Source organism: Streptomyces rhizoryzae, from assembly GCF_023155275.1.
In the GTDB taxonomy this organism is placed as follows: Bacteria; Actinomycetota; Actinomycetes; order Streptomycetales; family Streptomycetaceae; genus Streptomyces; species Streptomyces rhizoryzae.
In genome coordinates, this window is the sequence record NZ_JALMUV010000108.1 from 1 (window position 1) to 2,131 (window position 2,131).

Below are 2,131 nucleotides of genomic sequence, written 5' to 3' on the forward strand. Positions count from 1 at the left end.
CACCCGGCCTTCCCCCCACCCCCGCAGACCCGTCACCTCCCGTGGGTGGGGGGAAGGCCGGGTGGGTGGGGGGTGGGGTGAGGGGTTTGGTGCGGGTTGTGGGGGGTGGGGCGGGTGCGCCAGAGGAAGTAGGAGGTGGTGATGAGGGCCAGGCCGGTGGCGGTGAGGGTCCAGGGGAGCCAGTTGACGGGGGTGGCGTCGGGAGGGTCGGCCACGGGGCCGGGGCCGAAGTAGCGGTGCGGGTAGGCGGCGGGGGCCGGCTTCTCGGGGGTGGGGGTGAGGTCGGCGGCGGCCTTCAGGGCGGCGGCGGGGTCGATCAGGCCGGCGCCGTAGTCGTCGTCCCGGCCGCCCTCGGGGCGGTGCTGGGCGGTGCTGGTCAGGAGGGTGCGGATCTGGGCGGGGCTCAGGTCGCGGTGGGCGGAGCGGATCAGGGCGATGGCGCCGGAGACGAACGCGGCGGCGGGGCTCGTGCCCCAGCCGGAGACGTAGCCGGTGCCGTGGTCGGCCATGAGGATGTCGTAACCGGGCGCGCTGACCGCGGCGTACCAGTGGCGGGTGGAGAACGGGGCGCGGTCGTCCAGGTGGGTGACGGCGGTGGCGGCGATGACGCCGGGGTAGGCCGCGGGGTACGAGACGTGGTTGCCCTTCTGGCCGCCGTTGCCGGCCGAGGCGACCACGGGGATGCCCTTGCTCAGGGCGTACTGGATGGCGGCGTCCTCGCGGGGGTCGGGGTGGGCGGTCTCGCTGTCGTCGCCCAGGGACATGTTGATCACGTCGGCGCCGTGGTCGGCGGCCCAGCGGATGCCGTCGGCCAGCGCGCCGGACCGCTGGTCGCGGGCGCGGCGGCGCTCCGGGTCGTGATCCTCCAGGATCACCCGCACCGGCAGGATCCTGGCCTCCGGGGCGACGCCGAGGACGCCGTCGGAGCGGCCGGCGCCGTGGCCGTGGCCGGCGATGACGCTGGCCATGCCGGTGCCGTGCTGGGCCCAGCTGTCGTCGCCGGGGCCGGCGCCGAAGCCGATCAGGTCCTTCTGGGGCAGTACCTGGCCCTTGAGGTCGGGGTGGCCGGCGTCCACGCCGGTGTCGAGGACGGCGACGGTGATACCGGCGCCCTTGGTGGTCCGCCAGGCGTCCTGGGCGTGGATGGCCGCCAGGCCCCACTCCTGGGCGCGGATGGCGTCCGCCCGGGCGGGGACGGAGGGCAGGACGGCGAGCGCGGCGGAGGCCAGGGCGACCGACGCGGCCCGCAGCACGGACGTGATCACGGCATCTCCTCCGTGGGCTGCGCGGGGACGCCGGAGGCCGTGCGGAAGGTCGCACTGATCTTGTCGGCGAGGCCCTTGGCGTCGTGGCCGAGCCCGGACTCCCCGGGCGTGGTGGCGGTACCGGGCTGGACGGCGGCGTCGGCGGGCTGCGGGTCGGTGACCGTCCGGCCGTCCGCGAAGCCGGAGACGGCGTAGACCACGACCGGTATCTCGGTGAGGACCCGCACGGTCCAGCTGGCGCGCTGGTCGGGGCCGAAGTCCGCGGCCGGGGTGCCCTTGGCGGCCAGCGGCAGCGGCATCAGGTCCTTGCGGGTGCCCAGGTCCTTGGTGCTGAAGCGGGCGTTGAGGTTCATCATCCCGGTGTGGTCGGCCTTGGTGGTCTGGGCGCCGACGGTGATCACGGCGGTGCGGGTGGCGTCCACGTAGGTGGCGCGCAGCAGGCGGGCGCAGCCGGCCGGGGCGAGTTCCGCGGCGAGCGGGCCCTCGTAGGTGGCGGAGCAGTCGGTGTCGGGGGCGACGGCGATCCGGGTCCAGGTGCGGTCGGCGCCGCCGGGGCCGGCGGCCAGGCCCTGGACGGTGCGCGGGAAGAGGGTGTCGGCGGGGGTGTTGCGCCAGGCGTCCCGGCCCTTGGCGAAGACCTCCTCGGGCGCGGGGGCGCCGTGCGCGGGGGCGTCGGCGAGCCAGCTGCCGGCCGCGGCGCCGCCGATGAGGCCGATGCCGAGGACGAGGCCGGCCGCGGCCGCGATGATCCGGGTGCTGGGCAGCCGCTCGGCGAACGGGCGGCGCGGGGCGGCACCGGGCGGCGCGCCAACGGGCGCGGTGGGGGCGGCAGTCGGCGGCCAGGGCGGGGCTGCGGTCGGGGTGGG

At 76.9% G+C, this 2,131-nt stretch carries 2 protein-coding genes; both read right to left on the minus strand.

The window, feature by feature from the left end; translation table 11 throughout:
- Positions 1-32: 32 nt before the first annotated feature.
- The gene (mycP, locus tag MUU72_RS35035) at positions 33-1,265 is read right to left on the minus strand and encodes a type VII secretion-associated serine protease mycosin (RefSeq protein WP_248017504.1); all 1,233 of its coding nucleotides are present in this window, start codon (positions 1,263-1,265) and stop codon (positions 33-35) included.
- Positions 1,262-2,131 (minus strand): hypothetical protein (locus MUU72_RS35040; protein WP_308403925.1); only part of this gene is annotated, 870 nt, incomplete at its 5' end. The genes MUU72_RS35040 and mycP, both read right to left, overlap by 4 nt.